This window comes from Treponema primitia ZAS-1 (assembly GCF_000297095.1).
Lineage (GTDB): Bacteria > Spirochaetota > Spirochaetia > Treponematales > Breznakiellaceae > Termitinema > Termitinema primitia_A.
On the sequence record NZ_AEEA01000036.1, the window covers coordinates 95,950 to 121,617 of the forward strand.

Consider the following 25,668-nt stretch of genomic DNA (forward strand, 5'->3'; position numbering starts at 1 on the left):
TCCTTTCTATAATTATCGGTTTGTCTCTGAACGTACAAAGGCAATGGTTCCTGCTACAAAAAACACTGCGGTGAATGCGCCGATGATCATCAAATCAAGGGCGGGGGCAAAGAGGGTAATGGTATTGGCAGCGCCCATGGTTTGATAAAATACCCCGCGGGCAAAGTCAATGCAATAGGTCATGGGCAGAAGGCGGCTCAGGACGGCCATGAGGCCCGTAGAGTGGTTCACCGGGATCAATGCGCCGGAAAGAAACATCTGTACCATGGACAGCATCATAACAACAAACCCGGCGGTGGCGCTCTTGCGGATAAAGCCTATGCACAGGAGGGCGAGGGAACCTGCGGCAAGGCACATGAGGGGTGATACGGCCAGGAGAAGCAAAAATTGTGAACCGCTCAAGCGTGCGCCTATACAAAGTCCCACGGCGAGGGTTGCAAAAAATTGTATATAACTCATCAGGGATGCACCGATTATTTTTCCAAAGATGATGGCATAACGGGAAATCGGTGAGACGAGGATCTCTTGGGTAAAATCATTTTCTCGATCCTCAACCAGGGAGGTGATCCCCATCATGGTTATCATAAATAAGCCGTTGACCAGCATCCCGACCAGCATAAACTGGTTAAAGTCAAAGCCCATATTGAAGCCCATATTTTGAGACAGCTGGCTGCCGAACATTCCCAGCATCATAACCGGCCAAATGAGGGCCATGATAATGCGGGAGGGCGATTTAAGGCTTAACATAAATTCCCGGCTTGCGATGGTAAGCACGGCGTTTACTTCCCGGGCAGCTTTGTTCATGTGGGTATTCATGCGGCGCCCCCTTCGGTAAGCAGGTTGATATAGGCGTCTTCCAGGGAGCCCTGGCGCCGTAGTTCCTTTAACTCCTCCGGCGTACCCTCAAAAGCAATGCTGCCCTTGTTTATCAAACAAAGATGATCCACCTGTTCTGCTTCGTCAATATAGTGGGTGGTGAGAAATACGGTGGTGCCGTATTCCCTGCGGGTTTGGTTGATATAGTCCCAGAGGGACCGGCGGCTTACCGGGTCAAGCCCCTGGGATGGCTCATCAAGGAACAGCACCTCGGGCTGATGGATAAGGCTGCGCACAATTTCTATTTTCCGCTGCATGCCACCGGAAAAAGTTTTGAGGGGCTTCCAGAGTTTGTCCGCAATGCCCATAATCTCCGCGAGCGTAATAACCCGTTCCCGGTAGCTCTTCGGCATCCAGCTGAAAAATGGGCGGTAGCCGTACATTCCATAGAGGCAGGCGTGGAGCCGGATATTTTCTTCCGCCGAAAGGTCCAGATCCAAGCTGGGCTTTTGGAAGATGATGCCGATATGCGCCCGCGCTTCCCGGGCGTTTTTTTCAATGTCGAAACCCGCAACACGAATTTCGCCGGAACTTTTCCCCAGGGTGGTGGTAAGTATCGAAATGGTGGTAGTTTTTCCCGCGCCGTTAGGTCCCAGGAAGGCAAAGAATTCGCCTTCCTCAACAGAAAAACTGATGTTGTCCACCGCTGGTTTACCAGCGCCCTTATACTGTTTGGTCAAATTTTGAACGTCTATAGCCATTTTCATTTTGTATCGTCCTCTTTTTTTGTATTATCGTGGTCATGGCCGTTATGGCCGCCCCAAAAGTCGTGAAACCCATGGCGCTTTGCGATAAATTCCCTGCGTTCCTCCTCCGACATCTGCATCCATTTTTCCCGAAATGGATTGTCGTGTCCCCGGCCTCCGCGGGAAGTTTCGCTGGAAGTTCCGGCAAGTCCTATTCCCGCCAAACGGTGGCTTCCTCCAAGCCCCATTCCCCCAAAGAGGATACGGGCCAGCGCCAAAAGCCCCACTGCCTGAAGATAGTTTATCTCGGGCAGGCCGAAAATCGCCGGAAATAACCAATTCCATAGGAACAGCACGACGCCACCGAACAGGACAATGATTACTAGAAAAATGCCCATGTAGGGTAATCTACTAAAAGGTTTGTTCATTTTTTTATTCTCCTTATCTATGTAGACAAGTGAGCTGGGGAAATATTTTATATTTCTGATGAATTTCTGGCGATAGCCCTAATCCTTATTGGAACCTGCAGCGCCGCCTTTGCCGGACCTGCCCGAGGCGGCCCTCCAGAGTTTTTTTATCACCCCTATTTTCCCAAAAAGGAGCCAGAAAAGCAGGGTGAGGATCAGGATGGAGGGGATACCGTAGATCACAATCCCCAAAAGAACCACGAGAACGGCGGAAACAAATTCTCCAAAGCCGTTAAAGAGTTCACGGAAACGATCCCCTAGACCAGGCGCAGAATAGGAACTGCTCGCCGGGTTGATTATAGTGAGTTCCAGGGTTGCAAAATCCACCAGGTTTGCCAGATAGCGGAGTTCCTTTCCCGTTCCGTCAATTTCATCCTGCAGCTCTGCGATCCGTTCCTCCACCGAGAGGATCTCCTCAATATCCTTTGCCTTTCCCAGATAATTCTGAAAGGTTTTAAGCAGTTCCCGTTTCGTCCCAAGCCTTCCCTCAAGGTCATAATAACGGAGGGTTACATCTTCGGCGTTTTCAGAACGGTAGAGCAGCCTGCCCATGCCATTCATCTCCGCAAGCAGTGAATCGTAGGATGCCGAGGGAACCCGGATCGTATAGCTTCGGGAATTTTCGTTGATACTGGATGAGGAGGCATAGGCGCCGTATTTTTCCATCGCCGCGGTGATCGAGGCATCCGCTGCCGCCGGGTCCTCAACCCTGAGGCGGAGATCCGCCCGCTTCACCAGTTTTCGCTGGACCGGAACAGCAGCGGTCCCGGCGGAAGTATCATCTCCGGGAGCCCCTTCAGCGTAATCCGCATCAGCTGCCGGCAACGCTTCTCTTTGATCCGCCGCCGATATGCTGCTTTTCGCAGAGGCAAATCCCCTCGACGCCTGTTGTCCGCCCCTGGCAGAACAGCCACCGGCGAAAATCACCGTCACTAAAAGAACTATCCCGAGCGTACCGCACTTTTTCATAGATACCTGCCTTATTCTTCCGCTAAATCATTCGTTAATATATTTATCCAATCCCGGCGAGCATACATAAATCGGTATAGAAATATTTCATTTGTTTTTTCTTCCACATAATATAGCAGCATATAATTTTTTATCTTTATAAATCTAATCCCTCTTGATGCTAAATATTTATTATGAACTAATGGCCTCGAAAAAGGATTTTCTTTTAATTTCTCATATACTTTTTTTAATTCAGCGACATGCTTTTCCGCTGCCATAGGCACTTTTAAGATGTTTCTTATGTAAGCAATTACTGAAACTATATCATCATTAATCGTGGAAGAAAATGTCAATGTATACATTTTTATTTTCCCAATGCAGTATCCATATTTTTGATAATCTCGGCCTCCGTTAATGTTCTTCCATTTTTTATATCATCTATTCCTTCCTGAAGTAATTTATACAATTCGTTTTTCCCTGATAACGCTTCATATGTTTCTATACTCATTACAGCAAGATCCCCCTCACCATTTTTAGTTATAAATATTGGTTCCATGTATTTATGGCAAAATGCGGAAATTTCACTATACTTATTTCGTAAATCGGCGCTTTTCTTTATAACCGGCATAAAAAACCTCCAAAAGTATCTATACCTAAATATTATCAATATTTTGATATTTTATCAAGCGTTATTCCGGATGGGCTGTAAAGGCTGAAACCCATCCGGACCCTTTCTTTACCGTCCTATTCCTATTATACTAATGAAGATATTCAATTTTCAGGAGGAATCATGGCTCATTGCGTAGTTCCGGAAGCGGAAGCTATTTTAGATAAGGAATACTCCGTTTTGGACAAGGGGTTTATACGCCTGGTGGATTATCTGGGGGGGGATGAGCGGGTGGTGCAGTCCGCCCGGGTTTCCTACGGCGAGGGGACCAAGAGTTATCGGGAAGATGCGGGGCTCATCGACTACCTGCTCCGGCACCGACATACCAGCCCCTTTGAACAGATTGCCCTGACGTTCCACATAAAGATGCCCATCTTTGTAGCCCGCCAGTGGATACGTCACCGGACGGCCAAGCTGAACGAGATTTCCGGTCGTTATTCGGTGATGAAGGACGACTTTTATGTTCCTGCTCCCGGGGATGTTGCACTCCAGAGTACGGACAATAAACAGGGCCGCTCGGAAGAAACCCTGAATGGGGGGGCGGTGGAAAAGGTGCGCTCCTCCCTGGGTGAGGAGCAGAAACACGCCTACGGGGAGTATACGGCGCTGATCGACCAGGGCATAGCCCGGGAATTGGCCCGGATCAACCTGCCCTTGTCCTTATATACCGAATTGTACTGGCAGATTGATCTTCATAACCTGTTCCATTTTCTGGAACTCCGGCTGGACGTTCATGCCCAGAAGGAAATCCGCCTTTACGCCGAGGTTTTGTTGGAAATCACCAAAAAGGTGGCACCCCGGTGCTGCGAATCCTTTGAACGGCATCTCTTTGGGGGGGTGAGCTTCTCCAAGGAGGAATTCGCCGAGCTAAAAAGGCGCCTTGATGGTAATTCCGCTTCCGGGAGCGGTCTGAGCGGTAAGGCGCTGGAACGGTTTGAAGAGAAGATCCGTAGTGGAAAACAGGCATAAGGTAAAATAAAATTAAGGGAGAGGTTTAAAATGAAAGGACCAATTTTAGTCGTATTAGCCGCCGGTATGGGAAGCCGTTATGGCGGGCTTAAACAAATGGACCGGATAGGGAAGAGCGGTGAAGTGCTGCTGGACTTTTCGGTGTTCGATGCCAAACGGGCGGGGTTTACCAAGATTGTGTTTATTATCCGCCACGATATCGAAAAGGATTTCAGGGAAATTGTTTTGAGCCGGATCAAGGACCATATCGAATGTGAGCTGGCCTTCCAGGATCTGGACACCCTTATCCCGGCGGATGTTCTGGCGAAAAGCCGGGAAATAGGCCGGACCAAACCCTGGGGAACCGCCCATGCTCTGCTCTGCGCCCGGGACAAAATCGACGCCCCCTTCACGGTGCTTAATGCGGATGACTTTTACGGCCGGGAGGCCTTTGCGGCTATGGGAAAATATTTGGCGGATCCCGCTATCACCGACGGCGCCATTGTGCCCTTCCGGCTGGAGAGTACCCTCAGCCCCCAGGGTACGGTTACCCGCGGAGTCTGCGAGGTGACCCAAGGCTATCTTTCCTCGGTGGATGAACTTAAGTCTATCGAAAAAAAGGACGGCAAGATTTTCAACACCGGTTCTGATGGGGCGCGGCAGGATCTTGCTGCGGATACCCCGGTATCCATGAACTTCTGGGGCTTCCCGGTGAGTATCTTCCCAAAACTGCAAAACTATTTTGATGATTTTCTTAAGACCTCGGGTTCGGAGCTGAAGAGCGAATGTTACCTCCCCCTCGCGGCGGACTGGTTCATAAAAAAAGGGTTCCTCAAAATTAAGGTTCTCAAGGCGGATTCCGAATGGTTCGGGGTTACTTATAAAGAGGATCGGGAAGCTGCGGTTAACCGTATTGCGGAACTGGTTTCCCAGGGGGTTTACCCGGCATCGCTTTGGTAACGGAACAGAAAAAATAGACTGTGGGGAGATTCTTGCAGGAATTATCTGCATAAACGGGAGGAGGAGGGGTATCCCCGGCCGAACGTGCATGTAGAGCCTGCTTGCGGAGCCCCTTCGGGTCTCCTCCAGCAGAGAATTCCATATACGTTCGGTCGGGGATACCCCTCCTCCTCCCGCCTATGTTAGCTATACTGTGGGGAATAGCTAATCGGTAACTATGTTTTGTTATAATACAACGTTATTGCGATAGTATTACTATACTGATCTCATACTAGGTATACCCTTCCCGAAAAGCGTCCACTTCCCATACTCCTGACACCGGCGGATGGGGGAGGGGGCGTCCCTGGCCGAATGCATTATGGAATTCCTCGCTGGAGGAGACCCGCAGGGGCTCCGTAAGCGAATTCTACATGCGCATGAGCGCCAGGGATGCCCCCTCCCCCATCCGTCTTTGCCGACAAGTCCGGGAAAAAGTGTACGCTTTTCAATCCTACTTGAGACGCTTCCTCAGCTTCCGCCTATTTTTCCGCATATTCTCTCTTTCCTGCAATTCTTCCGCAGTAGGCGGCTTTGACGGATCCGGAGCATCGGGATAGATACGCACCGCTTCGTTGTCGGGAAGTTTGCGGGCGATAAAGAACCAAACTATGGCCAGGAGTACCATGCAGAAGGAAAAGACCTGACCGGTGGAGAAACACAGGGGCGGATGAGCCTGGGCGGGGGAGAGAGTTGTGGGAATGAGTTGGATGCGGTAACCCAGATCGGAATCGGGCTCCCGGAAGTATTCGATGAAAAACCGGAAGATACCGTAGCCGCCCAGGTAGAGGCTGAGCAGGAAGCCCTTGAAGGGTTTTCGATTCCGCCAGATCCAGATGATCAGCCAGAGGATCAACCCTTCGAAGAGGGCCTCGAAAAGCTGGGAGGGGTAGCGGGGCAGGTTCACCAGGGTGGAGCCGCCGGGAATGGTGACGCCGGTTTTTTCCGCGGCCTCCCGGACCCAGCTTTCCTGCGGGGAAAGGGGTTGGGCATAGGGGAAGATTATCCCCAGGGTGCCTGTGGTTACCCGGCCATAGAGTTCGCCGTTGATAAAGTTTCCCAGGCGGCCGAAGGTGTAGCCCAGGGGAATGCTGGCGGCGTACATGTCGCCGATTTCCCGGAAGTCAAACCGTTTTACCGCCGAATAGATCAGGATCGACAGGGCGCCGCCTATAACACCGCCGTGGTAACTCATGCCCTGGAGACCGGTGAAGCGGCCGTTCTGGAAGGGCCAGAATATCAGCCAGGGCTGGCGGCGGTAGATGTCCCGGGTTTCGTAGACAAAGGTGGCAAAGACCCGGGCGCCAACCAGCAGGGCCAGGATGCCCCAGAAGAAGAGCCCCGAAAGATCATCTTCGCTCATGGGGAAATGCCTTTCCCGCACCTGTTTACGGTAGAGCAGAAAAGCGATACCAAAGGCTACAATATACATGAGCCCGTACCAACGGAAGGGAAGGCCGGGGATTATCTCCGCCTTCAGCCATGGGGGAAACTGTACGGCAAGTAGGTTCATGGTTTAAATCCCTTTTGCATAGCGTTGGACAGGGTATACTTCAGAAAGTTATTTTCTTTTTTCAGCTTGGAGATTTCGATCTGCTGGGTCTTCACCGTTTCTATCAGATCCCCCTGGCTTAAAGCGCCGGAGTGCATCAATTCTTCCACATACTCCATCTTGTTTTCAAAGTCGATCTCCGCTTCTACCGTAGCTTCCTGGAACGTTTCGTTGATTTCCTCATCGGTCAGGGTAAAGTGGTCCTCGTCGGACTGGAGGATCTTGTCGGCAATGCGGTAGATGGCCTGGGAAATGACTGCCTGGGGTTTATAAATAGTTACGGGCATCCTGGAGGCAAGACTGGTATCCTGTATGGAGTCCCGGTATACAACCCCCAGGTGTTCAATTTTAAGATCCAGGTATATCTCGCAGGACCGGCGTATCTTCGTGGCAATATCCGCATCCTTGGGGTCCTGAACCATATTCATGATCAACCGGGGGTGGAGGCGATCCACATGGGCCTTAAACTTATTGTAGGACTTACCGTCGATCTTCTTAATTTCCTGAAGCATCTTGGGCAGGTAGAGCCGCTGCAGCCCGGAACCTTCCTTGCGGAGTTTTTCCAGGTAGTTGTAGGCCTTGGTTTCCTTGGCAAAGGCGGTGTACATGATCCGGAAGATAGTATTCTTGAGGAACACGTAGGCGTTCAAGGTGGCGGTTACCGTTGGGGCGGAGACGATGATCCCCTGGCCGGAGAGGAGGAAGAAATCCAGGATAGACTGATGGGTCCCGGCTCCTAAATCGAGGATCAGGATGTCTGCGTTCAGGGATAGGAGCCGCTTAACCAGGGCCTGGCGTTGGCTGGTCTTGAGGTTAGCGGTTCCGGGGATTTCCATATCCCCGGGAATGAACTTGAGGTTGGGTATGTCCGTATTGGCTACAACCTTGGAAAAATCCGAACGGGGATCGTTGAGAAAAGTCCCGATACCCAGCTGGGGGGCCTGGTAGCCAATGACCAGATGGAGGTTCGACGCCCCCAGGTCAAGATCCGCCAGAATGACCCGCTGACCCGCCTGGGCAAAGGCTACCGCAAGATTGGCCGCTACCATGGATTTGCCGACTCCGCCCTTGCCGCTGGCGATTGGAATGATACGCATTTTTAACCTTCCTCAGGAGCATCTTCGGGGAGCTCCTTTTCCCGTGGCAGCGTTTCCACGACCAGGATTCGTTTTTTCAATACCGCCCCACCAAGAACCGTAAGGGCGTCTCCGGCGGACAGAAGCAGGGCGGTTCCGATTATGGTAAAAATTCCCCGGGGAATACCAATCAAGTCGCCCTTAATGGTGGGTAATAAAAAAGCAAGCCACGCAAAGACCGCAATTACCGCAAGGATCTTCCCCGCCATGTACAGGGCGATATAGGGCTTATAGGCTTCAAGCCGGATCCATAGGAAAAAGCTCATCAGGGGAAACAGGCCGTTGGGGACGGCGTAAAAAACGTGGGGGAATATACCGCCCTCTCCGGATCCCCCGGGGGGAATAAAGGCTACAAGGAGACTCGTCATCACAACCAGCCGGATAAAATCGTAGATAAAAAAAATGAGCCGCAAGGGCCGATATGGTTCCATCATAGAAAATTCTACGGTTCTCGGGGATTAGGGTCAAGGGGGTTGGAGATCATCCCTGGCCCTTTCTGATATGCAGGGGTATGGAGCTTAGTTCCTTATTATCAATATATAAGACAAAATTCACCACCCCTTGATTGGCGAAATGCAGATTGGAAAAGGTAAACACCAGATGGGCTATGGCGGCGGCGCTTCCTTCCCCATGGACATCCACATGACCGTTTATGGGCTCAATGTTCAGCTCCCCGTTCAGGTCTAGGGTCTCAATCCGGAAACTATGGGTGTTGAATTCCCACATATCAAAGCGAATCCGGATAACCACTGCTAATTGGGGGTGGACGCAGGGAAAATTCCGGGCGATGATTGTGTCGAAGGTCCCCACTATGGTAAGTTTACCGCCGTTTTCCTGGGCAAAATCACAAAATGTAAATATTTCAGTTTTCATTGCTTGTTCTTAAAGCATGGGTTATATCCTTGATAAAATCAATATGCACAGGTACTATTAAGCCACCATGACCGATTTTGTTCACCTCCATGTCCATTCCGACTTTTCTTTATTAGACGGCGCCGCCTCGGTAGAAGCCCTGGCCGCCAAGGCAGCGTCCCTGGGGATGAAACATTTGGCTATCACGGACCACGGCAATATGTTCGGAGCCCTGAAGTTCCGTAACGCCTGTTTGGGCGACAAGGACCACCCCTTGGACCGCGCACCGGTACATCCCATTATCGGCAGCGAATTTTACATGGCCCCGGGGTCCCGGACCGAGCGGAAGGGCGGCGAGAACGGGAACAAGTACTACCATCTGATCCTCCTTGCTACCAACGAAGAGGGATACCGGAACCTCATGAAGCTTTCATCCTATTCGTATACCCAGGGGTTCTACTATAAGCCCCGAATCGACCGGGAGTTGCTGGAAAAATACTATGCCGGGCTTATCTGTCTTTCCGCCTGTCTGGCGGGGGAAATTCCCAGTCTGATCCTTCGGGGGCAGATCCAGGAGGCGGAAAAAACCGCACTCTGGTTTAACAGCCTCTTTGGGCAGGACAATTTTTACCTGGAAGTTCAGGATCACCGTATTAAGGAGCAAAGGCAGGTAAACCCCATAATCGCCGAAATTGCCGGGCGTACCGGCATCCCGCTGGTGGCCACTAACGATATCCACTATATAGAAAAGGAAGATGCCGTTGCCCAGGATCTGCTCCTTTGCATCGGTACCCAGGCGAAGCGGGGGGATGAAAAGCGCATGCGCTTTGAAACTGACGAGTTTTACTTCAAAACCGGGGACGAAATGGCAGCCCTGTTCCCGGAAGCCCAATACCCTGGCGCTATCGTCAATACGGTGCGGATCGCCGAGCGCTGTAAAACCGAGATTCCCAGCCCGGGACCCCTGCTGCCGGATTTTGAAATTCCTACGGGATACGCCAATGCGGATGAATACCTGCGGCAGCAGACCATGGAGGGGCTGGAAAAACGGTATCCCGCTATGGGCACTGAAGTTGCCCAGCGGGCGGAATATGAGCTTGGGGTCATTATCTCCATGGGCTTTACGGGCTACTTCCTCATCGTGGCGGATTTTATCAATTGGGCCAAGGAGCATGATATCCCAGTGGGGCCTGGGCGTGGTTCCGGGGCGGGCTCCATTGTGGCCTACGCCCTGCGGATTACCAACAACGACCCTATTAAGTACAAGCTGCTCTTTGAGCGTTTCCTCAACCCTGAACGGATATCCATGCCCGACTTTGACGTGGACTTTGCCAATGAGGGCCGTCAGGATGTGATCGACTATGTGACTGAAAAATACGGCAAGGAAAAGGTGGGGCAGATTATCACCTTTGGTACCATGAAGGCTAAGGCTGCAGTTAAAGATGTGGCCCGGGCGCTGGACATAAGCATTGACGAGTCCAACATGCTGACCAAGCTTATCCCGGAAGACCCTAAGATGACCCTGAAAAAAGCCTTTGAGCAGGAGCCCCGGCTGCGGGAACTGGAACAGGACCCTAAGTATCAGGAACTTTTTGCCATGGCCCGCAAGCTGGAGGGGAAGAACCGCAATTCCAGCATCCATGCTTCGGGGATCGTGATCGGGAAAACCGATTTGACCGACTATGTGCCCCTGTATCAGGATAAGAGCGGCGTTGCGGCGAGCCAGTACACCATGGACCTGATTGAACCCCAGGGTCTGGTAAAGATGGATTTTTTAGGACTTAAAACCCTGGACCTTATTGACCATTCGGTAAAACTTATCCGCCGCCGGGGTGGTGAATATGCGGACTTTGACATCGAAACCATAAGCGAGATCGGAACGGCGGAGTCCGATGCGGTTTTTAAAATGTTGGGGGAGGGGAAGAGCTACGGGGTGTTCCAGTTTGAATCTGAGGGAATGCAGAAGGTCCTTAAGGATGCCCAGCCCACCAGTATTGAAGACCTTATCGCCTTAAACGCCTTATATAGGCCGGGGCCTATGGATAATATCCCCCAGTTTATCGCTTCCAAACACGGCCGCCAGTCCATCGTCTATCCCGATCCCAGCCTGGAAGACATTTTGAAAGAGACCTATGGGGTTATCGTCTATCAGGAACAGGTCATGCAGGTGGCGCAGATCATTGCAGGGTACAGCCTAGGGCAGGCAGATATACTGCGCAGGGCTATGGGAAAGAAGAAACGGGAAATACTGGACAAGGAAAAGGTTCCCTTCATTGCCGGGGCGCTTAAGCGGGGCTTTAAAGAGGCGGACGCGGACCGGATATTCGAAATCCTGGCGCCCTTCGCCGGCTATGGGTTTAACAAGAGCCATGCTGCGGCCTATGCGGTGCTGGCCTATCAAACCGCGTACCTTAAGGCGAATTTTCCGGTGGAATTTATGGCCGCCAATATGTCCAATGAAATTTCCAGCGTGGATAAGCTCCCCCTCTATATCGATGAGGCCCGGCGTATGGGAATTTCCATTGATCCCCCGGACGTCAACCGTTCGGACCGGCTTTTCACCGTGGTGGATGGCCGCATTGTTTACGGCTTTGTGGGCATTAAGGGCCTGGGGGACGCTTCCGCAGAGGAGATTATAAACTGCCGCAAAGACGGCTCCTACAAGAATTTTATAGATTTCCTTGACCGGGTGAACATTAAAACGGTGGGTAAAAAGGTGGTGGAGATCCTCGTTAAGACCGGAGCCTTCGATGCCTTTGGCCAGACCAGACAGACACTGCTGCTGAATATGGAAATGGCGGTGGAACATGCCCAGAGCAAAAAGGCGGACAGGGAGCTGGGACAGGCCAGTCTCTTTGAGGATACGGACGAACAGGCCTACCCGGATTACCAGTTTACGATCCACCCGGAAATGGACCGCATGGAAAAGCTCAATATCGAAAAGGAACTTATCGGTTTTTATTTTTCCGGCCACCCCATGGATGATTACAGGGAGGCCTGGGAACAGTTTGTAAAGCTGGATCTCTCCGATACCGACAAGGCCCTCGAAAGGGATTATACCCTGATAGGGATATTGAAGACCCTGAAACCCTACACCAATAAGAGCGGCAAGTCTATGGCCTTTGGGTCCCTTTCGGATTACCGGGGCGAAATAGATTTGGTGTTTTTTGAAAAAACATGGGAAAGCTGCCGCGACAGGATTGCTGTGGGGGATACTGTTGCCATTAAGGGCCGTCTGGATAAACAGCGTGGCAGTCCAAGCCTGCGGGTAGATTCGTTACTCCCCGGGGATCGGCTTAAAATAAAAGAAGACCTTTTGGAATACTGTTCCTCCGCAGGCAGCTCTTCGGGAAACTTCGCCGGAAGCGGCGCTTCTGGAGGAAGTGATACTTCCGGGGCTGCCGTCTCCCGTGGAAGCGGCGCTTCCGGCGGAACTGCCGGTCATGTTCCGGAAAATTTTACGGAAGATCTGACGCTCCTGGATAATTATAAGGACGCCTGGGAACAGTTTGTAAAGCTGGACCTCTCAAAGCCGGAGGCCGCCTCCGAAGGGGAGTATACCCTGATAGGGATACTGACACGCCTCAACCCCATACTGACTAAGAAGGATAATAAGCCCATGGCTTTTGGATCCCTTACCGATTACCGGGGCGAAATAGATCTGGTCTTTTTTCCAAGTACCTGGGAATTCAACCGGGACAATGTTGAAGAAAATCGTTGTATTGCGGTTAAGGGAAAACTGGACAAGAGCCGGGAGAAATTGAGCTTCCAGGTAAGTTCGGTGCTTGAACTAGGAAAGCTCAGGCGAAAGGCCGCTAAAATAAACGATGGGGCCGAAACATCTCCTGCCGTTCCTGCGGGGCCTTCCTATCGGGAACTGCATATACGGCTGGATAAGAAGGCGGCGGAACGGGAGGAGAACCTTTTCCCCCTGCGGGATTATCTCTATGGAAGTTCCGGTTCCTGTTCGGTTTTTATCCACGTTCCTATTTTAGAGGACGAGGCGGTGATCCGTACCGCCGCCCAAATTACTGCATCTGCGGAGGCTTCTTGTATTGAAGCCCTAACCCTTTGTACCGGAGTTGTCGAAGTATGGCCGGAATAATGAACATACTGGGGGGGATCACCAGCCTTTACATGATCCTCATCTTTATCCGTATCATGCTTACCTGGTTTACCGGGGCAAATTACGGCAAGGCGTACCATCTTTTAAGCGGCATCACCGACCCCTACCTTAACTGGTTTCGCCGTTTCTCCTTCCTCCGGGTAGCCAATCTGGATTTAACTCCCGTCGTAGCCTTAGCGCTCCTGACGGTGGTGAACAATATTTTTCTTACCCTGGGCCGCTACGGTACCCTTACCATTGGTATTATCCTTTCCATGCTGTGTTCCGTCCTCTGGTCCGTGGTTTCCTTTGTCCTGAGTTTCTTTATCATTTTCCTGGTACTGCGGCTTATCGCCTACCTTGCCAACCGGGATGTGTACCACGGTTTCTGGCGGATCATCGACACGGTCTCCCAACCCATACTGTACCGCATTAACCGGATGATTTTTGGGAGACGGCTGGTACGGTTCATGACCGGTATCCTCACTTCTATTGGGGTTCTGCTGGCTCTCCGGGTCGGGTTGGAACTGCTGGTCCGGTTTGTACTGGATCTTCTGGTCCGGCTCCCCTTCTAATGTTCCTGCGGGAGCTTACCGCGTCGGCGGATCACCTCAAGGGCGCCGGTCCCGCTTCGGTTAAAGCCCTGGCCAAGGCCGGTATAAACAGTGTTGCTGCGCTTCTCTGTTATTATCCCCGGGACTGGGAAGACCGGAGCCGTTCGGTGCCCCTGGCGGATTATTCCCGGTACCCCGCGGTGTGTACCGTGGTCCGGGTTATCGCCCATGACTGGTTTGGTTTCGGCGCCATGAAAACCCTCAAGATTCATGTGGAGGACGAAAGCGGCCGTGCGGTTTTGGTTTGTTTTAACCGCCCCTTCCTGGAAAAACAGCTCGTAACCGGAATGCAGTACCGGTTGTGGGGCCGCTTCTACTATAAATACGGGGAACTCCAGTCCACCGCCTTTGAGTTCGAACCCGTGGAGGGGGCCGTTAAAGGCTTCGGCCATGTGCTGCCGGTGTATCCTCTCACCGCGGGCCTTAACCAGGGTCTGTTCCGCCGGCTTATCCGCCAAGCCCTGACCCAATACGCTAAACCCCTGGAGGATGAAATCCCGCCGGCCATAATCCAACGGGACGGCCTCCTCCCCAAAAGCGAAGCTATCCGCGCCTACCACTTTCCCGCTTCCGTGGAAGAACTGGACAGGGCCCGGAAAACCCTGATCTACGAAGAGCTTTTCTACCTGGAAGTGATAATTGGGCGGAGAGCCATGGAGCGGAAAAATACGGCGCCCCTGGTACAAAAAAAGCGGGAAGCCGGGAAGGATGGAGAACTTTCGGCTTTGCAGAAGCGGCTTCTGGAGCGGCTCCCCTTCAGCCTGACCGCGGGGCAAAGCGCGGCGGTTACGGAGATTAACCGGGACATGGATGGGGAGTATCCCATGGCGCGGCTGCTCCAGGGGGATGTTGGTTCGGGGAAGACCCTGGTAGCGTTTCTGGCGGCGCTCCGTGCGGTAGAATCACTATCTGGGGAAGGCGGGCAAGCGTCGTCGCCACATGGGCAGGCGGCGATCCTGGCTCCCACAGAATTACTGGCACGGCAGCATGCGGAGAACGCCGCGCGGCTTCTGGAACCGGTGGGCATCAGGCCGGCATTTTTGACGGGAAACCTTAAGGCAGCCGGACGCTCCAACCTTTTAAAGGCCCTGGCCGCCGGGGATATCGATATCGTGGTGGGAACCCACGCCCTCTTTTCCCGGGACGTGGTTTACCGGGATCTCCGGCTGGTGGTGGTGGACGAACAGCATCGCTTTGGGGTAACCCAGCGGCAGGCCATCATGGCCAAGGGTGATCACCCGGACCTTCTGATGATGAGCGCCACCCCCATACCCCGGACCCTGGCCCTTACCGTTTTTGGGGATATGGATGTTTCAGTGATCCCCGATCTGCCCCCGGGGCGGAAACCCGTAAAAACCCATCTGGCCAAGGAATCTAACGAGGCTAAGGTCTACGACTTTGTCCGTAAGGAACTTGCCGCGGGGCATCAGGCCTATTTTGTCTATCCCCTTATCGAAGCTGATACAAACAAGGACCTAAAGGATGCGGCTTCCATGGCGGACCGGCTGGGACGGCAGGTCTTTAAGGGGATGCGGGTTGCCCTGGTCCATTCAAAACTGGACGAGGAAGAAAAGCGGCGGACCATGGAGGCTTTCCGGCTGGGAGAAATAGCAATACTGGTGGCTACCAGCGTGGTGGAGGTAGGGGTGGATGTACCCAACGCCACCTGCATGGTCATAGAACACGCCGAACGCTTCGGCCTTGCCGCCCTGCACCAGCTCCGGGGCCGGGTCGGCCGCGGGGAGGCGCAGTCCTACTGTTTTCTGGTCTACTCCGATGCGCCGCCGGACCCGCCGGAATCCTTTGTCCAGGATGTCCTTACCGAGGACGGCAAGGTCCGGCTTAAGGTGATGCTGGAAAACAACGATGGCTTTGTTATCGCCGAGGAGGACCTCAAACTCCGGGGTCCCGGTCAGATTGCCGGTATCGAACAGTCGGGTTACCTGTCCCTGGGGGTAGCTGACCCCATTCGGGATGCCGAGGAACTTGCCCGGGCCCGTACCGACGCCTTTGCCATACTGGAGGAAGACCCGGGACTGCTGCTCCCGGAACACCGCCGCATAGCCCAGGTGCTGGAACGGGCGCCGCCGTTTTCGAATGTAACTCTTTAGGGTAATGAATTATTACGCAATCAACCAATCTAATACATTGATTTGTTTAATGCCCTTGTGCGATAAATCCATATAATCCATGCTTAGCAAAAATTTGGGATAATGATCGTCGATTTTATCCAGTGGGTCGATTTCCCGTGCAAAGGTTTTAGGGTCAATGACGGTTTGCGCCACTTGGTAATATTCTGTGATATCGCCTTCCTTTTCGGCAACGAAATCCACCTCCTGGCTGCCAATCTTGCCTATCGATATGTTGTAACCCCGATGGAGCAATTCAAGGTATACAATGTTTTCTAAGATATGTCCTATATCACCCTCATTCCGTTTGAGCAGAAAATACCGTAACCCGATATCCGCAACATAATACTTATCATTGGTTTTGAGCAGCTCTTTGCCTTTTACATCATATCTGCCGACTTTATACAAAATGAAACTTTTAAGGAGCGCTTCCAGATAATTTTCTATAGTCCGTGCATCGATCTTAAAGTTATCGCTGGCCATTTTATTTTTTATATTGTTTATGGATGTTTCATTACCGATATTATCAAAAATAAACTGTACCACTTTTTCCAGACGGCCAAGGTCTGCAATTCCTGTACGCTGCATTACATCTTTTAAGATCACCGCATTATATACAGCATCCAAATAATCATTGATCTGAGTGCGGTTACCCTTAAAATTCAGCGTATAAGGGAACGAACTGTTTCTTAGATAATCATTGAATTTTTTGGGCAGGTTGGTCTTATCAGAGAACGTGGACACATATTCCTTAAATGACAGTGGAAACATTTTGATCTCCACATATCTGCCGGATAACAGAGTCGCCAGTTCACCTGACAGCAGGTAGGCATTGGATCCGGTAACATATAGATCCACATTTTTTTTCAAATGCAAGCTGTCCAGCGCCCGCTGAAAATCCGTTACATTTTGAATTTCATCGAGAAAAATATAATTTTTTTTATTTGAAATGAGTCGTGTTTCTATGTGATCATTCAAGGTTTCCCACTCCAGCAGATTCCTGCTGCGCGCGTCTTCGAGATTGATGCTTTGAATTTGGGCAGGCTTTACTCCCCCATGGGTAATCAAATAATCCTGATACAATTCAAACATGGTGGATTTACCGCAGCGGCGCATTCCTGTGATAACCTTGATCAGCTGCGCGGTATCTTTGTAACTTATCAGCTTATTGAGATATATTGGACGGTTTATCAGCATTCTGAAATTATATCCCTCCTCAAATATATAATCAAGAGTTTTTGCATTTCAATGCTAAAACTTTGTATTTCTGATAGATTTTTGCATTGTAATCTAAACATATAACATCGGGTCAGAATGACCCACAATTCAGCCGGATTTGGGGAAATGGGCCTTTTTGAACCAATCAGTCGTTTAGAGATGCTTGGATGTGAGCGCCTGTCCTTTTTTCTAAATTATCCGCTCCCCACGGGACGTATCGAGTATTTATAATTCTTTATTATACAACGAATTATAAATACTACCCTCAAACACAAGTTAAATTTTATGAGTCACTGCAAATTTGGCATGGTTTTTGCTTGATATATAGTAACATTTAATAGGAGGCCCTAATGGCGACAATGACAATGAAAAAAACGACTAACAAATCCAGGAATATCCAGCGCGGTTCTTCCCCGAACCACAGTTCTGATGAAAATATTCTCTCCATGTATCTGAAAGAAATCAACCGGATTCCGCTTCTGACCAGGGAAGAAGAAGACGCTGCAGCCCGGGAAGCGGCCAAGGGTAACCGGGCGGCCCAGCACAAGCTGGTCAACGCTAATCTCCGCTTTGTGGTCAATGTGGCTAAAAAATACCAAGGCCAGGGGCTTCCCCTTTCGGACCTTATCAGCGAAGGGAATATCGGTCTTATGAACGCCATCGAACGGTACGATGTGGATAAGGGCTACCACTTTATCTCCTACGCGGTTTGGTGGATACGGCAGGCTGTTCTCAAGGCGATTTGCGAAAAATCCCGGATGATTCGGCTGCCCTTGAACCGGGCGAACGAGCTGGTGCAGATAGAGAAGGCCAAGAAATGCGTCCAGGAGGGCGGAAGCGGAGAATCGGAAATTGACGAAATCGCCAGGCTTTTGGTCATGGAACCGGAGCACGTGGCGGACCTTATCAATATTTCCAGGGACCTGGTTTCTTTGGAGAATCCCGTATATGACGAGAAAGATTCCGCCACCCTTGGTGATTTTATCGAAGATGAAAATTACGCCTCTCCGGAGAAATACGCCACCGATGCGGCTCTCCATGATGATATTGAAATGGTGCTGGATACCCTCAATCCCAAGGAAGCGGATATCATCCGTTACCGATTTGGGTTAGGCGAAAAAGCTCCCATGTCCTTAAAGGAAATTGGAGATTATTTCAATTTGACCAAGGAACGGATACGGCAGATTGAGAAGAAGGCCCTCCGGCGGCTGCAGCATCCTTCCCGCATGTGTGTTCTTGAAAGTTATGTAGCTTAGGATTATCATCCTACCCCATGGTGAAAGAAGAACCGCTTATTCCTAGGGCTGTCATATTTGATATGGATGGCCTAATGCTGGATACCGAGCGCCCCGCTATAGTTATGTGGACGAAGGCGGCAAAAGAATTGGGGTGGGAACTGCCCGAAGAGATAGGGCTCAAGACTATCGGCAGGGACGAGGAATCGACCAGACAAATCATTGTTGATTTTTGCAGTCCCGGGTTTCCCTACGAGAAGACCCGGGAATTAATGCGGGATCTTATTTTTAACCAGGGCGAGAAGGAAGGTATTCCCCACCGGCCCGGGCTCCTGGTCCTGCTAAATCATCTATCCCGGTTGAAGCTTCCCTTGGGGGTTGCCACTTCTACCCCTAGAGAAATTGCCCGGTGGAAGCTTGAAAAGGCGGGGATTCTGGAACGGTTTTCCGTAATGGCCTGCGGTGATGAAGTAGAGCGGGGGAAACCCGCGCCGGATATCTTCCTGCTTGCGGCGAAACGTTTAGACCAGGCCCCCCAAAACTGCATTGGTTTTGAAGACTCCCCCGCAGGGCTTACCGCCCTCCATGCGGCGGGTATCCCTTCGGTCTTTGTTAAAGACCTTGTGGAACCTCCGGAGGAGGTCCTCCGCTGGGTATGGCGGCGCTGCGGCGATCTTGCCGAAGCTGCTGAACTTTTCGGTCCCTAACGTTCTTCCCGTAACAAAACTTCCCTAAAACCCGCGTTGTAGAGCCGTTCGCCAAGCGCCCGCACCTCGTATCCCCGTATCCAGGGTATCTGTACCCGGGTAAGACCACCCTGGACCTCAAACACAGGGCTGAACCCAGCGTTTAGCAGGCGGTTAAAGGCTTCCTGGGCGTTTACACGGGTTTTGAAAGCTCCGACCTGGACCCGGTATAGGGTATTGTCCCGGGGACCGGGCATTCGGGGAACTACGCTGACCGAAGGTCCTTGATAGACCGGAGCCGGGGCAGCCCTTGGCGGGGAAGTCGGAGCAACTCTTGGAGCGGGAGCAACCCTGGGAGGAGGCGCCGGGATCCGTGCGGGACCGTTGGCCCCCGGTCTTTCTATACCGCCTATCCAGGGCTGAGCCAGTTCCGGCAGCCAGGGATCGCTTGGCTGTACCGGCCATGGTGTAGAATGGCCGATTTCCCAGGGCGGAACAATGGGTTCAATTTCCGAGGTTGGTATCGGCCCGGAGGGCGGCGGAGGTACGGTATAGGGAACCGGTGCGGCGGCAACCGAAGCTGCAGCCGGCGCCGGAGCGGTGGCTGCCGGATCCGCTGGAACTGCGCTGGCTGCCGGCGGCGCCGATGGAGCCGGAGTGGATGTTGCCGCAGGAGCCGCGGTGACTGCCGGATCCGCTGGAACTGCGCTGGCAGCCGGCGGCGCCGATGGAACCGGAGCCGCGGCGTCTGCCGGAGCTGTACCGGCAACGGCGGGCGGCGTCGACGGAGCAGTTGCCGGCGCTTCGGGTTCGGTACGTTTCAGTTCCGCCTCGATGGTAACCTGGGCGGAATCGTCAAATATGGCCAAGGCCATAGCGGCTGCGCTTGAAAGATCAATGATACGGGAACTTGTCTGGGGTATACGTTTTGTGATGGTAATCGTAGCCTGGGCTCCGCTTTCCAGGTTGGTTATGGTCACCTCCTGGCCTATGGGCAGGATAGCATGACCTGCTTCGAGATCATCCGACTCCATATCATGGGTTGCCGTTCCGGTCTGGACAAAATTCAGTGGATCCGATTGGGCGGCGCAAACCGCAGCAAGAATAACGCTTAACAGCGATGTTATAAAGATCCTTTTTATCATCTTGAATCACCTCGCTTGGGTTTTACCGCCTTCATGCCATGGGCAGATCCGGTAATTGGTTTAATTATTAACCATAGGACAAAATTAAACAAGTTGCCTGCGTCTTGAAGAGACAAAACGGGAAAAATCATTGATGTTTTTGACTACGATCTTATCGTTGAAGAGCTCCATTCGCCGCTGGGCAACAAAATGGGTGATAATTTCCCGGGCTTCGGCGACACCCATGGCTGCCCAGTGGGCAATATCATCCACCGTGGCTTGAAATTCCCGGCGATCCGTAGTCCGATCTATATCGGTTTGACCTTCCTCCAGCATAAGGAATACATCGGCAATACGAGCCTCGGGTTCCTCCAGGGTGAGGATCATGAACTTGCGCTTTGAATCGTAGAGGCGCTTGGCAAAGGTTTTGAGTAGTTTCAGGGCTATCTGGGGGTTTCCGGATATGAGGATGTCAAAATTTTTCCGGTTGAATTCCAGAACCAGTACCGTATCCAGGGCAATAGCGGTGGCGGACCGGGGGGAATTCTCTAAAATGGCCATTTCTCCGAACATTTCATTAGGCTGCAGGATATCCAGGGTCTTTTCCACGTCTCCGATAACCTTAACCAGCTCTACCCTGCCTTCCTGGATCAGGTAAAATGCATCCCCGGGTTCAAATTCGGAAAAAATCATCTCTCCGGGCTGAAAGGTCCGGGCAAAACGGGAAAACATCGAAAGATCAGGGATGAGAGTTGCCATTCTATGTCTTCCCCAGTGCTGTTAAGGCCTTTTTTGCCTTTTTATTAACCGGGTTATCCCCATCGGGAACCATGGAAAGGATCTTCGTGTAAAAAACCTCCGCCATATCTTTTTTCCCCCGGAGCTCATGGGAGTTGGCTATAAAAAAGAGGGCATCGGGCAGGTTGGGATGCTTTGGATAGGAGGTAAGCATAATAGTAAAATGCTGAATGCATTCATCAAATTTATTCATCATAAAAAGACAGCGTCCGATTTCAAAACTACTTTTGGCCATGTACTCGGGATCAGCAGCATCGTCCAGGATTTTTTTCAGGGTCATGAAGGCATCCTGGAATTTTCCTTGTGAGATACAGCTCACCGCATCGTAGTAAGCCTTAGCGGTGGCGGACCCCGCCTCTTCGGCGACTACCTGACCGATGGAAGATTTCCGTTTGACCCCGGGGACTTCCGTAGCTGCCGGGGAATCTGCGGTACTGCTTTCGGTACGCATGATCTGCAGGTTGCTCGCCGCCTTACCGGCATTCACCCCCGAAGGATAATAGGTAAGATAACGGCCGAATATGTATTGGGCCTGGGGGAAACGTTTATTTTTAAGGTAGTATTCCCCTACGTTAAAAAGGCCCTGTTCGGGATTTTTCGGATCGTACCCCTCTTTTTCCATGATATTTGCGGTCTGCCGGTGGACACGGCGCAGCTGTTTAGAAAAAATTTTGAGCATCTTCATGATGATCCGGATATTTGAGCCGACAAGCTGCTCAAATTCGGGAACAGAGAAGATCATAATGGTAGTTTCACGGACGACTATGGCGTTTTCTTCCTCAGGATACCGGCCCAGGGCGGCCTTTACCCCGAAAAATTCCCCGGACTGTACCGGATCGGAGATGTGCTCCCCGGTTTCAATGTCCTGGTAGTGCAGAGTTACATTTCCACTTTGGAGGAGATATATTTTATCTGCGGCGTTTTCTCCCTGAAAGTAAATGACCGCGCCGTCTCGGTACTGCACTGTTTTGGGCATCCCTGTCCTTTCTTGCGGATATTTGGGCGGCAAACCCCCCGTCCCTACGTCAATATCGGCATCTATATCAATTTATATTACACCATACTATACTATCCTACTATTGCGGAGCTATATGATCGATTTACACACCCATTCCAGGGCTTCTGACGGTACCCTGACACCATCGGAGTTGATAAAAACCGCCAAAGGGCGGAACCTTTCCGCCATAGCCCTGACGGATCATGATACTATAGACGGTCTTCAGGAGGCCCGTGAAGAAGCGGAGAAACAGCAGATCCGGTTTATTCCGGGGATTGAGATTGAGATCCATTATGAACCGGTTACGATCAGCGGTGAATTTCACCTTTTGGGCTTGGGAATCAGCAAACCCGGTCCGGTTTTTCGGGAGACCCTGGCGGATTTGAGCCGTCGGCGGGAAGAGCGGAACCTGCAGATCCTTGATGGTATGAAGGAAATAGGGATAGAGGCGGATTACGAAGAGATCCGGGCGCTTTCCGGGGGTGGTTCTGTAGGCCGGCCCCATTTTGCTTCCCTCCTGGTCAATCGGGGGATTGTAAAAAACCGGGAACAGGCCTTTGACCGGTACCTGGGCAAGGGCAGGCCCCTGTATATACCCAAGGAGGGACTGGAGTTTACCCAGGCTTTGCAGATTATCCGGGATGCGGGGGGAATTTCGGTACTGGCCCATCCGGGATCCCTTTACATTGCCTGGGGCCGGCTTCCGGGGTTTATTGCGGATCTGGCCGCCCAGGGACTTGAGGGTATAGAGGCCTGGCATCCTACTGCCAAGGTCCGGTTTTGCAAGCGGCTTGAGGAACTGGGGAATTCCCTGGGGCTTTATATCACCGCCGGCAGTGACTTCCACGGGGAATCCCGCCCGGATAGAAAACTGGGGATCACCGCCGGGGATCGAAAAATCGAGGATTCTCTCCTCGACTTGATCCCCCCCTTGCGTTTTTAGATGAAAAACCCTATAATTTAAGAATATTTGTGAATATTCCGAAACCCTTATTGTAGAGAGGTTATTGTGAAAAAAATTGTATTTCTTACAACCCTATTGCTCGTTCTGGCGGGGATACTACCGCTTGTTGCTCAGCAGAATAATCCTTCCGCCGCCGAAAAAGAAGGGTCCTACGCCCTTACGATAAGCTTGGAGCGGGTCTTCCCATACCGGAAGGGGTATGTGGTAAAATACCGGAAGGGAATGAGCGGGGTGGTGGACGCCTACCTGCCCCTTGAATGGTTCGAAGGAACCGGTAAAAAGGGCGATCTGATACTGATGGGGTCCGGGACTGATTGGCCCCATATGACGGTGTTTTATAAGGATGGAGAATTCGACCATGTCCGTCTCTATGTACGGAAGGAAAGATCCCATGAATCCTGGGGTAATATACCCCTTCATGTAAATCTTGATGACAAGTTTGAGAGCGTAGAAGGTATTAAGCTCGTATTTTAATGGCTTCCTTTCCGGATTTAAGTCGTATACAAGAAGCTATCCGCGGGGAAAAACTAGACGGGTGGCTTTTTTGTAATTTCCACCACCGAGACCGGTTGGCGGATGACATACTCCATATTAACCGTAACGATACTAATTCCCGGCTCTGGGTTTACGCGGTTCCCGTAGAGGGGGAACCTATCGGTATTATCAATACCGTTGAGCCGGGTATTCTTGATAAACTTCCGGGACAGAAAAGGATGTATTTTGGCCGGGAAGAACTGCTGATTCTCCTGAAGACCCTTGGGGGAAAGCGCTGGGGGGTTCATATTTCCGATACCCTCACCATGGTCTCCTACTTAGATCAGGGGATCGCCGTGGTTCTGGAAAACGCCGGTCTGGAACTGGCCTCCGCCGCAGGGCTGGTCCAGCGGTTTAAGGGGCTCCTGGACGGGGAGGGTATTGCTTCCCATGAGCGAGCCGCCGCAGCCCTCTATGATGTTGTGGAACAGACTTGGGAGACCGCCCGGAAAGCTTATATGGATAAAACATCCCTCAGTGAAGGGGATCTGCTCCGGGTTATGACCGCAGCCATAGAACACCGAGGGCTCATAACGGATCACGCCCCCATTATCGGAGCCGGGGCAAACGCCGGAAATCCGCACTATAGCTGTACCGGAGCGGGCGACCCTATCCGGGAGGGCAGCGTGGTTCAGTTTGACCTCTGGGCCAAGGAGCGGGATCCCGGGGCTATCTATGCGGATATTTCCTGGGTTGGGGTTTTTGCCCCCGCCCCTTCAGCGGAGTATGAAAAGGCCTTTAGAGAGCTGGTTTCCGTTCGGGAAGGGGTGTACGAGTACATCGCCGGGGAAATAGCTGCCGGCCGGACCATCTCCGGGGCCATGGCAGATGCAAAAGCCCGGAAAGCCCTGGTCAGCCTGGGTTACGGGGCTGCGCTGAAGCACCGCACCGGCCACGGCATCGACACCCAGTGCCATGGTTCGGGGGTGAACATTGATTCCTGGGAATTTCCCGATCCCAGGCCTATCCTGGAGGGCTCCTGTTTTTCCCTGGAGCCGGGAATCTACTTTCCCGACTTTGGTATGCGTACCGAGGTGAATGTGTATATCAGGGATGGCCGGGCAATTATTTCCCAGGGGGATCGCCGTCAATTTACCCTGCTCAACTGTAAACCGGAGACTACCCGATGAAAATGATTCCTGTTCCCCCGGCGTTGCTCGATTTTATCCGTGAAGGATCAAAATTCCTTCTGGCAGGCCACAAGGAACCCGATGGGGACTGCGTGGGGAGCCAGCTTGCCCTGGCCTCGGTACTGCGAAGGATGGGTAAGGAAGTCATCCCCTGTTCTGCCGGCCCTTTTACGCGTACCGAAATAAAGCCCTATGCCTCCGCCTTTATTGCCAAGCCCGGGGATACGGAACGGGAGGGCGCCCGGGTAATTATTTTTGACTGCGATTCCCAAGAACGTACTGGGGATCTGGGTCCCTTTCTCGAAGGGCTTCCCACAGCGATAGTTGATCACCATGCCACGGGTAAGGCAGGTGATGGCAGCTCGGATCCCCCGATTTACCTGAACCCGGAAGCCCCCGCCACAGCCGTCCTTGTTCTTGAGCTTATCGAAGCCCTGGATTTTAGCCCCACGGTGGAGGAGGCGGAGCTGCTCTTCTTCGGGCTCAGTACGGATACGGGTTTTTTCCGTCATGTGGATGAGCGGGGCGCCGAGACCTTCCGCTATGCCGCCCGGCTGATCAGCGCCGGGGCTAATCCTAAGAAGGTGTATTATGCCATGTACGGTGGCAAAAGCCTGGATTCCCGTATCCTCATGGGCAGGGTACTTTCCCAGACACGATCCTTTTACGGCGGTAAGCTTCTCCTTACCACCGAGACCCTGGAGGATACCCGGCGTTACGGCCTTGAGGGCAGGGACTCGGACAACCTCTATCAGCTTTTGCAAGCCGTGGCCGGGGCGGAAGCCATCGTCATCATACGCCAGGAAAGTCCGGAAAACTGCACCATAGGGTTCCGTTCTCGGAACACCGTGGATGTGGCGGCCATTGCTCTAAAGTTCGGCGGCGGGGGCCACAAAAATGCTGCGGGGCTCAGCCTCGCCGGGACCATTAAAGAGGTAGAGCCAAAAATTATTGAAGAATTTCGCGTTATTTTTAACGAACACCCATGACATAGATCACTTTTACT

25 protein-coding genes are annotated in these 25,668 nt (G+C 52.1%); 11 read left to right on the plus strand and 14 right to left on the minus strand.

Annotated elements, in window-relative coordinates; translation table 11 throughout:
- Positions 1 to 12 precede the first annotated feature (12 nt).
- The 6 genes from TPRIMZ1_RS0105480 to TPRIMZ1_RS0105505 form a co-directional block, all read right to left on the minus strand.
- A complete protein-coding gene (locus TPRIMZ1_RS0105480; protein WP_010256096.1) occupies positions 13 to 816 on the minus strand; it encodes an ABC transporter permease in 804 nt (267 codons plus the stop codon).
- Positions 813 to 1,583 (minus strand): ABC transporter ATP-binding protein, encoded by a 771-nt coding sequence (locus TPRIMZ1_RS0105485; RefSeq protein ID WP_010256099.1) that lies wholly within the window; start codon positions 1,581 to 1,583, stop codon positions 813 to 815. Before TPRIMZ1_RS0105485 ends, TPRIMZ1_RS0105480 begins: the two co-directional genes overlap by 4 nt.
- Positions 1,580 to 1,990, minus strand: a complete 411-nt coding sequence (locus tag TPRIMZ1_RS0105490; protein ID WP_010256102.1) for a hypothetical protein — start codon at positions 1,988 to 1,990, stop codon at positions 1,580 to 1,582. Before TPRIMZ1_RS0105490 ends, TPRIMZ1_RS0105485 begins: the two co-directional genes overlap by 4 nt.
- Positions 1,991 to 2,068: 78 nt before the next feature.
- A complete protein-coding gene (locus TPRIMZ1_RS0105495; protein WP_010256105.1) occupies positions 2,069 to 2,998 on the minus strand; it encodes a DUF4349 domain-containing protein in 930 nt (309 codons plus the stop codon).
- An 11-nt stretch (positions 2,999 to 3,009) separates the two neighbouring features.
- Positions 3,010 to 3,339 (minus strand): type II toxin-antitoxin system RelE/ParE family toxin, encoded by a 330-nt coding sequence (locus TPRIMZ1_RS0105500; RefSeq protein WP_010256108.1) that lies wholly within the window; start codon positions 3,337 to 3,339, stop codon positions 3,010 to 3,012.
- A 2-nt stretch (positions 3,340 to 3,341) separates the two neighbouring features.
- Positions 3,342 to 3,605, minus strand: a complete 264-nt coding sequence (locus TPRIMZ1_RS0105505; protein ID WP_010256110.1) for a type II toxin-antitoxin system prevent-host-death family antitoxin — start codon at positions 3,603 to 3,605, stop codon at positions 3,342 to 3,344.
- A gap of 162 nt (positions 3,606 to 3,767) precedes the next feature.
- On the opposite strand from TPRIMZ1_RS0105505, the gene thyX reads away from it, so the two are divergent.
- A complete protein-coding gene (thyX, locus tag TPRIMZ1_RS0105510) occupies positions 3,768 to 4,613 on the plus strand; it encodes an FAD-dependent thymidylate synthase (RefSeq protein WP_010256113.1) in 846 nt (281 codons plus the stop codon).
- Between the two features lie 30 nt (positions 4,614 to 4,643).
- Positions 4,644 to 5,552: a nucleotidyltransferase family protein gene (locus TPRIMZ1_RS0105515; RefSeq protein ID WP_010256117.1), complete on the plus strand. Its 909-nt coding sequence runs from the start codon at positions 4,644 to 4,646 to the stop codon at positions 5,550 to 5,552.
- Positions 5,553 to 6,042: 490 nt separating this feature from the next.
- Here the strand turns inward: TPRIMZ1_RS0105515 and lgt are convergent, their stop codons facing one another.
- From lgt to TPRIMZ1_RS0105535, 4 genes are read right to left on the minus strand one after another with little or no spacing between them, the layout of a single operon-like run.
- Positions 6,043 to 7,101, minus strand: a complete 1,059-nt coding sequence (gene lgt / locus TPRIMZ1_RS0105520; RefSeq protein ID WP_010256121.1) for a prolipoprotein diacylglyceryl transferase — start codon at positions 7,099 to 7,101, stop codon at positions 6,043 to 6,045.
- A complete protein-coding gene (locus TPRIMZ1_RS0105525; RefSeq protein ID WP_010256125.1) occupies positions 7,098 to 8,237 on the minus strand; it encodes a P-loop NTPase in 1,140 nt (379 codons plus the stop codon). The genes lgt and TPRIMZ1_RS0105525 overlap by 4 nt, the downstream gene beginning before the upstream one ends.
- A gap of 2 nt (positions 8,238 to 8,239) precedes the next feature.
- A complete protein-coding gene (locus TPRIMZ1_RS0105530) occupies positions 8,240 to 8,710 on the minus strand; it encodes a hypothetical protein (protein ID WP_010256128.1) in 471 nt (156 codons plus the stop codon).
- A 46-nt stretch (positions 8,711 to 8,756) separates the two neighbouring features.
- The gene (locus TPRIMZ1_RS0105535; protein WP_010256131.1) at positions 8,757 to 9,149 is read right to left on the minus strand and encodes a DUF6941 family protein; all 393 of its coding nucleotides are present in this window, start codon (positions 9,147 to 9,149) and stop codon (positions 8,757 to 8,759) included.
- 67 nt (positions 9,150 to 9,216) lie between these two features.
- Here TPRIMZ1_RS0105535 and dnaE point away from each other — a divergent pair, with 67 nt between their 5' ends.
- Genes dnaE through recG form a run of 3 tightly spaced genes read left to right on the plus strand, consistent with a single transcriptional unit; the run spans position 9,217 to position 15,958 of the window.
- The gene (gene dnaE / locus TPRIMZ1_RS0105540; RefSeq protein ID WP_010256133.1) at positions 9,217 to 13,233 is read left to right on the plus strand and encodes a DNA polymerase III subunit alpha; all 4,017 of its coding nucleotides are present in this window, start codon (positions 9,217 to 9,219) and stop codon (positions 13,231 to 13,233) included.
- Entirely contained in the window at positions 13,221 to 13,808 is a 588-nt protein-coding gene (locus TPRIMZ1_RS0105545) for a YggT family protein (RefSeq protein WP_010256135.1), read from the plus strand. The genes dnaE and TPRIMZ1_RS0105545 overlap by 13 nt, the downstream gene beginning before the upstream one ends.
- Positions 13,808 to 15,958, plus strand: a complete 2,151-nt coding sequence (recG, locus tag TPRIMZ1_RS0105550) for an ATP-dependent DNA helicase RecG (protein WP_010256137.1) — start codon at positions 13,808 to 13,810, stop codon at positions 15,956 to 15,958. Before TPRIMZ1_RS0105545 ends, recG begins: the two co-directional genes overlap by 1 nt.
- Positions 15,959 to 15,970: 12 nt before the next feature.
- Here the strand turns inward: recG and TPRIMZ1_RS0105555 are convergent, their stop codons facing one another.
- Positions 15,971 to 17,173 carry an ATP-binding protein gene (locus tag TPRIMZ1_RS0105555; RefSeq protein ID WP_010256139.1) on the minus strand — a complete coding sequence of 401 codons (1,203 nt, stop codon included), beginning with the start codon at positions 17,171 to 17,173 and terminating at the stop codon, positions 15,971 to 15,973.
- Positions 17,174 to 17,544: 371 nt separating this feature from the next.
- On the opposite strand from TPRIMZ1_RS0105555, the gene TPRIMZ1_RS0105560 reads away from it, so the two are divergent.
- Positions 17,545 to 18,450: a sigma-70 family RNA polymerase sigma factor gene (locus tag TPRIMZ1_RS0105560; RefSeq protein ID WP_038077923.1), complete on the plus strand. Its 906-nt coding sequence runs from the start codon at positions 17,545 to 17,547 to the stop codon at positions 18,448 to 18,450.
- A 17-nt stretch (positions 18,451 to 18,467) separates the two neighbouring features.
- Entirely contained in the window at positions 18,468 to 19,136 is a 669-nt protein-coding gene (locus TPRIMZ1_RS0105565) for an HAD family hydrolase (RefSeq protein WP_010256144.1), read from the plus strand.
- Here the strand turns inward: TPRIMZ1_RS0105565 and TPRIMZ1_RS0105570 are convergent.
- The 3 genes from TPRIMZ1_RS0105570 to TPRIMZ1_RS0105580 all read right to left on the minus strand — a co-directional run bounded on the left by TPRIMZ1_RS0105570 (position 19,133) and on the right by TPRIMZ1_RS0105580 (position 22,013).
- Positions 19,133 to 20,260: an SPOR domain-containing protein gene (locus TPRIMZ1_RS0105570; protein WP_010256147.1), complete on the minus strand. Its 1,128-nt coding sequence runs from the start codon at positions 20,258 to 20,260 to the stop codon at positions 19,133 to 19,135. The two genes, TPRIMZ1_RS0105565 and TPRIMZ1_RS0105570, sit on opposite strands and share 4 nt — an antisense overlap.
- 84 nt (positions 20,261 to 20,344) lie before the next feature.
- Positions 20,345 to 20,998 carry a Crp/Fnr family transcriptional regulator gene (locus tag TPRIMZ1_RS0105575; protein WP_010256149.1) on the minus strand — a complete coding sequence of 218 codons (654 nt, stop codon included), beginning with the start codon at positions 20,996 to 20,998 and terminating at the stop codon, positions 20,345 to 20,347.
- Position 20,999: 1 nt separating this feature from the next.
- Complete coding sequence (locus TPRIMZ1_RS0105580; RefSeq protein ID WP_010256152.1) at positions 21,000 to 22,013, minus strand: cyclic nucleotide-binding domain-containing protein; 1,014 nt, start codon at positions 22,011 to 22,013, stop codon at positions 21,000 to 21,002.
- 115 nt (positions 22,014 to 22,128) lie between these two features.
- Between TPRIMZ1_RS0105580 and TPRIMZ1_RS0105585 the strand changes: the two genes are divergently transcribed.
- From TPRIMZ1_RS0105585 to TPRIMZ1_RS0105600, 4 genes are all read left to right on the plus strand, one after another.
- Positions 22,129 to 22,977 carry a PHP domain-containing protein gene (locus TPRIMZ1_RS0105585; RefSeq protein ID WP_010256155.1) on the plus strand — a complete coding sequence of 283 codons (849 nt, stop codon included), beginning with the start codon at positions 22,129 to 22,131 and terminating at the stop codon, positions 22,975 to 22,977.
- A 66-nt stretch (positions 22,978 to 23,043) separates the two neighbouring features.
- Positions 23,044 to 23,472 (plus strand): hypothetical protein, encoded by a 429-nt coding sequence (locus TPRIMZ1_RS0105590; protein WP_010256158.1) that lies wholly within the window; start codon positions 23,044 to 23,046, stop codon positions 23,470 to 23,472.
- Between the two features lie 95 nt (positions 23,473 to 23,567).
- On the plus strand, positions 23,568 to 24,662 hold the full coding sequence (locus TPRIMZ1_RS0105595) for a M24 family metallopeptidase (protein ID WP_232616749.1): 1,095 nt from the start codon (positions 23,568 to 23,570) through the stop codon (positions 24,660 to 24,662).
- Positions 24,659 to 25,651, plus strand: a complete 993-nt coding sequence (locus TPRIMZ1_RS0105600; RefSeq protein ID WP_010256162.1) for a DHH family phosphoesterase — start codon at positions 24,659 to 24,661, stop codon at positions 25,649 to 25,651. The genes TPRIMZ1_RS0105595 and TPRIMZ1_RS0105600 overlap by 4 nt, the downstream gene beginning before the upstream one ends.
- Positions 25,652 to 25,668 lie beyond the last annotated feature (17 nt).

Excerpts from the sequence above, each read along its gene's own strand:
- TPRIMZ1_RS0105480 (WP_010256096.1), bottom strand. The coding sequence starts at position 816 with ATGAATACCCACATGAACAAAGCTGCCCGGGAAGTAAACGCCGTGCTT.
- TPRIMZ1_RS0105485 (WP_010256099.1), bottom strand. The coding sequence starts at position 1,583 with ATGAAAATGGCTATAGACGTTCAAAATTTGACCAAACAGTATAAGGGC.
- TPRIMZ1_RS0105490 (WP_010256102.1), bottom strand. The coding sequence starts at position 1,990 with ATGAACAAACCTTTTAGTAGATTACCCTACATGGGCATTTTTCTAGTA.
- TPRIMZ1_RS0105495 (WP_010256105.1), bottom strand. The coding sequence starts at position 2,998 with ATGAAAAAGTGCGGTACGCTCGGGATAGTTCTTTTAGTGACGGTGATT.
- TPRIMZ1_RS0105500 (WP_010256108.1), bottom strand. The coding sequence starts at position 3,339 with ATGTATACATTGACATTTTCTTCCACGATTAATGATGATATAGTTTCA.
- TPRIMZ1_RS0105505 (WP_010256110.1), bottom strand. The coding sequence starts at position 3,605 with ATGCCGGTTATAAAGAAAAGCGCCGATTTACGAAATAAGTATAGTGAA.
- thyX (WP_010256113.1), top strand. The coding sequence starts at position 3,768 with ATGGCTCATTGCGTAGTTCCGGAAGCGGAAGCTATTTTAGATAAGGAA.
- TPRIMZ1_RS0105515 (WP_010256117.1), top strand. The coding sequence starts at position 4,644 with ATGAAAGGACCAATTTTAGTCGTATTAGCCGCCGGTATGGGAAGCCGT.
- lgt (WP_010256121.1), bottom strand. The coding sequence starts at position 7,101 with ATGAACCTACTTGCCGTACAGTTTCCCCCATGGCTGAAGGCGGAGATA.
- TPRIMZ1_RS0105525 (WP_010256125.1), bottom strand. The coding sequence starts at position 8,237 with ATGCGTATCATTCCAATCGCCAGCGGCAAGGGCGGAGTCGGCAAATCC.
- TPRIMZ1_RS0105530 (WP_010256128.1), bottom strand. The coding sequence starts at position 8,710 with ATGATGGAACCATATCGGCCCTTGCGGCTCATTTTTTTTATCTACGAT.
- TPRIMZ1_RS0105535 (WP_010256131.1), bottom strand. The coding sequence starts at position 9,149 with ATGAAAACTGAAATATTTACATTTTGTGATTTTGCCCAGGAAAACGGC.
- dnaE (WP_010256133.1), top strand. The coding sequence starts at position 9,217 with ATGACCGATTTTGTTCACCTCCATGTCCATTCCGACTTTTCTTTATTA.
- TPRIMZ1_RS0105545 (WP_010256135.1), top strand. The coding sequence starts at position 13,221 with ATGGCCGGAATAATGAACATACTGGGGGGGATCACCAGCCTTTACATG.
- recG (WP_010256137.1), top strand. The coding sequence starts at position 13,808 with ATGTTCCTGCGGGAGCTTACCGCGTCGGCGGATCACCTCAAGGGCGCC.
- TPRIMZ1_RS0105555 (WP_010256139.1), bottom strand. The coding sequence starts at position 17,173 with ATGCTGATAAACCGTCCAATATATCTCAATAAGCTGATAAGTTACAAA.
- TPRIMZ1_RS0105560 (WP_038077923.1), top strand. The coding sequence starts at position 17,545 with ATGGCGACAATGACAATGAAAAAAACGACTAACAAATCCAGGAATATC.
- TPRIMZ1_RS0105565 (WP_010256144.1), top strand. The coding sequence starts at position 18,468 with ATGGTGAAAGAAGAACCGCTTATTCCTAGGGCTGTCATATTTGATATG.
- TPRIMZ1_RS0105570 (WP_010256147.1), bottom strand. The coding sequence starts at position 20,260 with ATGATAAAAAGGATCTTTATAACATCGCTGTTAAGCGTTATTCTTGCT.
- TPRIMZ1_RS0105575 (WP_010256149.1), bottom strand. The coding sequence starts at position 20,998 with ATGGCAACTCTCATCCCTGATCTTTCGATGTTTTCCCGTTTTGCCCGG.
- TPRIMZ1_RS0105580 (WP_010256152.1), bottom strand. The coding sequence starts at position 22,013 with ATGCCCAAAACAGTGCAGTACCGAGACGGCGCGGTCATTTACTTTCAG.
- TPRIMZ1_RS0105585 (WP_010256155.1), top strand. The coding sequence starts at position 22,129 with ATGATCGATTTACACACCCATTCCAGGGCTTCTGACGGTACCCTGACA.
- TPRIMZ1_RS0105600 (WP_010256162.1), top strand. The coding sequence starts at position 24,659 with ATGAAAATGATTCCTGTTCCCCCGGCGTTGCTCGATTTTATCCGTGAA.